Source organism: Acinetobacter sp. RF15B, assembly GCF_007558235.1.
Taxonomy (GTDB): domain Bacteria; phylum Pseudomonadota; class Gammaproteobacteria; order Pseudomonadales; family Moraxellaceae; genus Acinetobacter; species Acinetobacter lwoffii_C.
In genome coordinates this window covers 1-6,061 of sequence record NZ_VLSR01000034.1, presented here as the reverse complement: position 1 = coordinate 6,061, position 6,061 = coordinate 1, and the positions used below count along the sequence as shown (strand labels likewise).

At 37.0% G+C, this 6,061-nt stretch carries 11 protein-coding genes; 5 read left to right on the top strand and 6 right to left on the bottom strand.

The window, feature by feature from the left end:
- Positions 1–338: MobA/MobL family protein (locus tag E2K74_RS14080; RefSeq protein ID WP_161982810.1), on the bottom strand; the 338-nt coding region annotated here is incomplete at its 3' end.
- A gap of 209 nt (positions 339–547) precedes the next feature.
- On the opposite strand from E2K74_RS14080, the gene E2K74_RS14075 reads away from it, so the two are divergent.
- On the top strand, positions 548–835 hold the full coding sequence (locus E2K74_RS14075) for a hypothetical protein (protein ID WP_020847062.1): 288 nt from the start codon (positions 548–550) through the stop codon (positions 833–835).
- A gap of 14 nt (positions 836–849) precedes the next feature.
- Positions 850–1,164: a hypothetical protein gene (locus tag E2K74_RS14070; RefSeq protein ID WP_151208206.1), complete on the top strand. Its 315-nt coding sequence runs from the start codon at positions 850–852 to the stop codon at positions 1,162–1,164.
- A 32-nt stretch (positions 1,165–1,196) separates the two neighbouring features.
- Here E2K74_RS14070 and repM read toward each other — a convergent pair whose 3' ends face one another.
- The 3 genes from repM to E2K74_RS14055 all read right to left on the bottom strand — a co-directional run bounded on the left by repM (position 1,197) and on the right by E2K74_RS14055 (position 3,573).
- Complete coding sequence (gene repM, locus E2K74_RS14065; RefSeq protein ID WP_151208205.1) at positions 1,197–2,135, bottom strand: replication initiation protein RepM; 939 nt, start codon at positions 2,133–2,135, stop codon at positions 1,197–1,199.
- A 707-nt stretch (positions 2,136–2,842) separates the two neighbouring features.
- The gene (locus E2K74_RS14060) at positions 2,843–3,157 is read right to left on the bottom strand and encodes a hypothetical protein (RefSeq protein ID WP_000723215.1); all 315 of its coding nucleotides are present in this window, start codon (positions 3,155–3,157) and stop codon (positions 2,843–2,845) included.
- Between the two features lie 2 nt (positions 3,158–3,159).
- Positions 3,160–3,573, bottom strand: a complete 414-nt coding sequence (locus E2K74_RS14055) for a hypothetical protein (RefSeq protein ID WP_004967533.1) — start codon at positions 3,571–3,573, stop codon at positions 3,160–3,162.
- 194 nt (positions 3,574–3,767) lie between these two features.
- On the opposite strand from E2K74_RS14055, the gene E2K74_RS14050 reads away from it, so the two are divergent.
- The 3 genes from E2K74_RS14050 to E2K74_RS14040 all read left to right on the top strand — a co-directional run bounded on the left by E2K74_RS14050 (position 3,768) and on the right by E2K74_RS14040 (position 4,818).
- Positions 3,768–4,064, top strand: a complete 297-nt coding sequence (locus E2K74_RS14050; protein WP_136144373.1) for a BrnT family toxin — start codon at positions 3,768–3,770, stop codon at positions 4,062–4,064.
- Positions 4,054–4,269, top strand: a complete 216-nt coding sequence (locus E2K74_RS14045; protein ID WP_136144374.1) for a hypothetical protein — start codon at positions 4,054–4,056, stop codon at positions 4,267–4,269. The genes E2K74_RS14050 and E2K74_RS14045 overlap by 11 nt, the downstream gene beginning before the upstream one ends.
- A 135-nt stretch (positions 4,270–4,404) precedes the next feature.
- Positions 4,405–4,818 carry a hypothetical protein gene (locus tag E2K74_RS14040; protein ID WP_151208204.1) on the top strand — a complete coding sequence of 138 codons (414 nt, stop codon included), beginning with the start codon at positions 4,405–4,407 and terminating at the stop codon, positions 4,816–4,818.
- A gap of 6 nt (positions 4,819–4,824) precedes the next feature.
- Here E2K74_RS14040 and E2K74_RS14035 read toward each other — a convergent pair whose 3' ends face one another.
- Positions 4,825–5,304 (bottom strand): hypothetical protein, encoded by a 480-nt coding sequence (locus tag E2K74_RS14035; RefSeq protein ID WP_151208203.1) that lies wholly within the window; start codon positions 5,302–5,304, stop codon positions 4,825–4,827.
- Positions 5,301–6,061 (bottom strand): MobA/MobL family protein (locus tag E2K74_RS14030; RefSeq protein WP_151208202.1); only part of this gene is annotated, 761 nt, incomplete at its 5' end. The genes E2K74_RS14030 and E2K74_RS14035, both read right to left, overlap by 4 nt.

Sequence of the window (6,061 nt, the reverse complement as noted above, 5' to 3'; positions counted from 1 at the left end):
TAGCGATCAACTAAGGACCTGGCAAAGTCTTTTGCCAAGTCCTTACGTTGATCAGGGTCTAATTCATCAGGTAGGGCAATCACCCATTCTCTAGCCGTTCGGGCATCTTTACGGTTTTCGGTTTTTTCTGCCAAGTTCCAAAGTTCACCACGGTCAATTTCAATATCTAAATTAGAGATAATTTCAGAATGGGCGACACCGTCCTTTCTCGTAAAGTCATGCGTCAATCCTGTACGCTCATCTTTGAGTTTTTCCCCTGCACGATATGCAGAAGATGCAACCGCAGTTCGTCCCGAACTTCGGTTAACCGTTTTAGTCGAACAATGATAGATTGCCATGCAGTCGCCTTGAGATGCTTTTGCTTTTAAAAAATTGCGTAGCAGTTTTTTGGGGTTAAGGGGAATCCCCTTACGCAAACTTTGACTTGGATGAAATCCAAGTCGTAAGTGCGCATTTCATGAAAAACACGATAACATATAGCTCGCTTGAACTCTAGTTCATAGAGCCTTATGCTTGAGTGGTTTTCTATATCCCGAAATTAACCGTTATGACAAAATCAACTGAAAATATTGAAAAGAAAATTGAAGCCCAGTTGGAGAAGCTGAAACAGTTAAAAGCTCAGAAACAGGCTATTGAAGCAAGAGAAAGAACAAAGCAGAAAGAGCAAGAACGCAAGGATGATACTCGGCGTAAAATCTTACTTGGTTCTTACTTGATTAAAAAAATGCAATCCAATGAAGCCAACAAAGAAAAAATACTCGCTGAACTTAATGATTATTTAATAGAGGATCGGGATAGAATACTTTTTGATTTACCTTCGATGAATAACAATTAAGCTGGATATTCTTTATGAAATATAAAATTTTAATGTCTTTATTAACAATGTCAGTTATTACCCTTACTGCATGCAGCAAAAATAAAGAAGAACCAGAACATGTAAGAGTGCAAGCATCGTCTCCTGAGATTGTGGAAGAAGTACGCCAAGAAGCGCAACAAGTACCTGCTCCGCAAGAAATTACAGACGAAGACCGTGAACGTATGAAAAAAGAACTCCAAGATTCATCACGATTTGAAAGTAAAGATACTGCCAATAAGTCGGGCGAAGAAGTAAATGCGGAACTGATTAATCAGTTAGATTCGATAGGACAGCCAGCCAAAGAATAAAATTAAAAAAAAGGAGCTGAAGCTCCTTTTTTTTAATTACCAAATCCTGCCTTTTTTAAGCAAGGGTATAACTCTCTGAATTTTTCAGGCTCTAAAAGCATGTCTGCAATACGAATAGCAAACTGCTGATAGCTTTCTGTACCTTGAGAATATGCCCCCATTTCAGGCATTTCAGACAGTTTGTTTGCAAATAAATGACGTTGGGAATCGGTCATTTTGATGAAAAAATCAGGGGTATTGGGATCTCGTTTAGTTTCAATTTTAGGTTGTACTTTTTGCTTAAACTTGAATGAAAACCCTGTAATTGTACGCCCCTGCTTATGTTGCTCATAAGTTACGGTAATGTCTGTATGTTTGTTAAGTTGCTCAATAGCAATATGTAAAACTTTTTCTTTAAATTGCCCCATTCTTTGATATTTTTCATCTCCAACTCCAAGTTTTAAACGAAATTCATTTAAATCAATAATTGGTGTCTTCCCAGTACTACGCCACGCAATTAAAAGTTCGTATAGGCGAATAGCATAACCGCTTGTTAGATTGGCAACTTGTTTTAATTCGTAGCTTGTAAGGTGTTGTTCAAGATAAGTGATTAGGGGTAAGACCGCTGGAGCAAAAGTAAATTCTATAGTTGCAGAATTATCAATATAAGCAATATCAGACACCCAGCGAGTCGTTTTATGAGCAATACCTTTTTCTCTAGGTTCTTGATAGCTAAACTGTCTTGAGAATAAAGACTTACAGGCATCCTTTAGTGTTTCGTATGCTGTGCTATGGCTTACACCAAACGTATTAATATAACTTTCTGCTGTAATCTCAATTGGTTTATTGAATGCAATATAGTCAAGGTGCATGTTATGAGTATGTTCCCGAATAATAACGATAGCTAATAAAATCAATCGCTGTTCGACAAGACCAAGACTATAACTAGCATTAATCAACGCATTATCTTTTACAACTAAGTCATTTTTCATTGTTGTACACTTTTATAATTCAAGTGTATTTGTACACCTTTGTAATGTAGGTGTCAATATCATCGGAATTAGTGTACTTATATGTCGGAATTGGTGTACTTATTGGGGCTAAAATATCGGAATTGGTGTACTTATATATCGGAATTGGTGTACTTATTAGCTGTGAAAGCCTTGCTGTACAAGCGTTTCAAGCAACTTAAAAATATTTAAAAATATATTTAAAAATAAAAAATATAAAAACTTGTGGAAAACAGCCCTATGCCCTCGCTAAAGCTCGGACGTTTTAACCTCGCTTTCGCTCGGTTGAGGGGCTGTTTTTTCAAATATGAATTGAGGATTTAATAAAAAAAGAAACTATGCCTTCGCTTCGCTCGTCTAGAATTTGACTAACATAGTTCGCACCCATTCGGGATGCTCTGTATCTTTCGTTATGAATCAAAAGGGAGCTTGTAATCAGGGAAAAGGCAGGGGCGAAATTTTAATGCCAGGTGGTCGCTCGTAGACACTCGCTTGGCTCTTACTGGAATGATTAAAATATCTAATTAAAATCGTGGAACAATGCTCAATAAGTGTTCGTGGAACATGAAAAATCATAAAAAAAGCCCATTTGAGGGTAAATGGGCTTTTCAATAGTATATAAGAAATTGATTTTTAAAGGAATAAAAATTGCATTTCGTATAAGGTGTATTATGTTAATTTTAGGAGATCTATACAATTCTGTACTTTTTCACAATCATAGAAAAAGCAAATAAAATACTTACCCAAAATAAATAATCAATAAAAAAATTGAGAAAAACAAATTGATCCATGCCGATGAAAATAAATAAAGGATTGATACTTATACTTCCGACTGGAGAGGTTTCACCATCTATAAGGAACTGTAGAGGAAATCCCCCAGCTATGACTTCAACTTTTTCAAGCTTATCTACAACTATGCGAGCAACTAATATATTTTTTTGATAAAGCAAAGATACATAAGTCAAAATAATCGCTAAGAAATTAAAATATAATATTTTTTTCATAACTATTCTTTATCTTTTAAATTAATTAAAAACAGCCAATAACATAAGCCAGGAAAGAGAGCCATAAAAATAGTCCATGTATTGGTATACATTTTCCACCACTCTTTCGAAATTTCTCCTGTGTGACTCCATCCAAAAAGAATAAAAAATGGAGCAGCAATAATTAGAGAGGTAATACAGATGGTTAATAAATTCAGACTGTTATAACGATTTAAAATAATTGAGAATATGAAGCTGAAAGGCACAGTCAAAATACAATACGCTAAGTAGACAAGGCCATGCCCTACAAGAACCACTAAAATCGAGTATAGGCTGTATTCCTGATTCATTACGATAAACAGGACTGCTATGAAAAAAAGTAACGGTAAAGGAGCAAGCAAGAGAGCTTTAACTATTTTTTCATTTGAGTATTTCACTAATTTAATTCTCTTATTTACTCAATAACTATTCACACTATACCGATTTTCTTGGAGGTCGCTGGCTTCCATTTAACATAATGGCGGTTATACGAAATTTGGATGTTAGAAACCATTTAAATTAATGAGTTATTGAATAAGTAAAACCCTCTAAGTAGACTTTTAGAGGTTGTAAATCTAGGAAAAAGCTAAAGATGCCGTTGATTGAGTATTACGGTCTGCTATTTGAATGGCACGATAAAAAAATGGAATTAGTCTATCGAGGGCGTGAAATTACTTTTGAAGAGGTATGTAGTGTTTTTCTTGATCCAGAGCTGATGTCCTTTGACGATCTTGGTCATTACGATGAGCAACGGCTAATATCAATCGGTCTGAGTAATCGTGGTAGACTACTAACAGTGGTTTGGGTTGAACGTGGTGATGTTGCAAGAATCATTACTGCCTTTGAGCCATCGCACAATCAAAAGCGGAGGTATAACCATGCAAAATGAATTAGAACGTTATAAAAATTTTGACCCTACCAATGCGCCAGTAGTAAAACCAAATTTTGTTAAAAAATTACAAGAACGCCATGCGATTGCTCAAGCAAAGGCTTTTGATGCGGATGTTGTAACTTGGCTAAGTTCTCAAGATAATGAAACAAAACAGCATATTAACGACATGGTGCGCCATATCATGGCGTTGAAACGTATTTAATTAAAATTTAGCTCGATGCTTTGCAATATGGCGTTAGCCATATTGCAAAGTCGAGCCACTTTGCGTACACCGGTATAAATTGGAAAATGAAAGAAACCAAGCAAAGTACTGTCCCATCTCATAACTTGGTTAACTATGAAAATATATAATTTAGCTCAAAGTTTTTTCATCATTTCTGTACTGACTGCTTGTATGGCAAAGCCCGCCTTAGTTTCTAGTGCTATAGAACCTGTAAAATCTGTAATTTTTATTAAGCAAAGTCCTGAAACAAAGACTTATATGCTCTCAATGACAGGTGGCAAATTACATTTAGATCCTCATGGCTGTATTCGTTTAAATAGCGATAATGGCCCTTTTATTATCTGGGCTAACAGCAGTGAATTAGAATATACAAATGATGGTAGGATCAGCATTACCAATAAATTTAATAACCATAAAGTTTTTATAGGTGAGGAAATCAGACTTGGTGGAGGTATGTACTCAACAAAACTCCAATCTACCCCAGATGTTTGTACACAGCACGGTTATTGGCTCGCAGCTCCGCTTTAACAAGTACTATTTAGGGTCAATCACACAATAATCTTTGTGTGGCCCGTGACAGTCATTTTTCATAATCCGGACACAGGATTTACCATTACAGTTTTTAATATCCAGGTTATATCTTTGTTCTAGCCAAGCTGCTTCTGCACGACGTTCTTTGATCTCGTCAAAACTTGGAATGAATAAAAATATAAAAGACAGAAAAACCAGAACCAGACTGAGGAAAATTGCACACAACAAGGCAATAAATCTGTAGTTCAATTTATCGGTGGCTTTATCTAACTCCTGAATACGACCTTGGAGGGCGCGTGTAGCCTCTTGGTTTGCATTATTTAGGGTCTTTTTACTCTGTTCCAGCACCCCACTAGCCACTTTGCTGTAAAACGTCTCTAATCGCTTATTATCGTCTGCTATGGCTTCTCTGTATTCCTTCATAGATGCCAATAGAATATATAACTGATCATCTAGGTCTAAATCATCATTTTGGTTACTCATCGTGACCATCCATCATTATCTAAATTTCGTGATGCCTTACGATTTGCTTGTTCGGCTCGTTGTTTATCTAATTCTTGCTGTCGCTTCATTTCCGCTTGGCGTTCCAGTTCTAGGCGTTTGCTTTCTTGGTTCTTCTGCCATTGCTCAAAACCTTGATCGACACGGTTTAAACCACGCTGTAAAACGCTCTCTTTCTGCTGTTTCTGTTGGTCAAGTTGTTGGGTGTTCTGCTGTTTCACATTGTCATTGAAACGGCTAATTTCAGTATCTATGCCTTGTCTGCGTAATTGAGTGACTTTGGTGCCTTCATGGATGGTGGCTTGTAGTCCGTTGTTCTGATCGGCATAGCTGCGGTGATCTATTTTTTCTCGGTAGCCTGCACGTTCCAATGCTTTATTGGCTAAGTCTGCCCATTTTTCTCTAATTTGCTTAATGTCTTCTTGGGTTGTCCCCATACCAAGGCTTTTTCGTTTGGCATTGCTTAACTCAATATCGGTTTTAGTGGTTAGGGTAAGTTTCTTGTCCGTATCTAATTCTGCCTTTCGGGTGGTGAGCATGATATGGGCGTGATGGTTCTTATCATTACCGCCTTTGCTCGGTTCATGGATGGCTAAATCTGCAATCACGCCATAGCGATCAACTAAGGACCTGGCAAAGTCTTTTGCCAAGTCCTTACGTTGATCAGGGTCTAATTCATCAGGTAGGGCAATCACCCATTCTCTAGCCGTTCGGGCATCTTTACGGTTTTCGGTTTTTT

Coding starts and splice junctions, on each gene's coding strand:
- E2K74_RS14075 (WP_020847062.1), top strand. CDS start 548: ATGACAAAATCAACTGAAAATATTGAAAAGAAAATTGAAGCCCAGTTG.
- E2K74_RS14070 (WP_151208206.1), top strand. CDS start 850: ATGAAATATAAAATTTTAATGTCTTTATTAACAATGTCAGTTATTACC.
- repM (WP_151208205.1), bottom strand. CDS start 2,135: ATGAAAAATGACTTAGTTGTAAAAGATAATGCGTTGATTAATGCTAGT.
- E2K74_RS14060 (WP_000723215.1), bottom strand. CDS start 3,157: ATGAAAAAAATATTATATTTTAATTTCTTAGCGATTATTTTGACTTAT.
- E2K74_RS14050 (WP_136144373.1), top strand. CDS start 3,768: ATGCCGTTGATTGAGTATTACGGTCTGCTATTTGAATGGCACGATAAA.
- E2K74_RS14045 (WP_136144374.1), top strand. CDS start 4,054: ATGCAAAATGAATTAGAACGTTATAAAAATTTTGACCCTACCAATGCG.
- E2K74_RS14040 (WP_151208204.1), top strand. CDS start 4,405: ATGAAAATATATAATTTAGCTCAAAGTTTTTTCATCATTTCTGTACTG.
- E2K74_RS14035 (WP_151208203.1), bottom strand. CDS start 5,304: ATGAGTAACCAAAATGATGATTTAGACCTAGATGATCAGTTATATATT.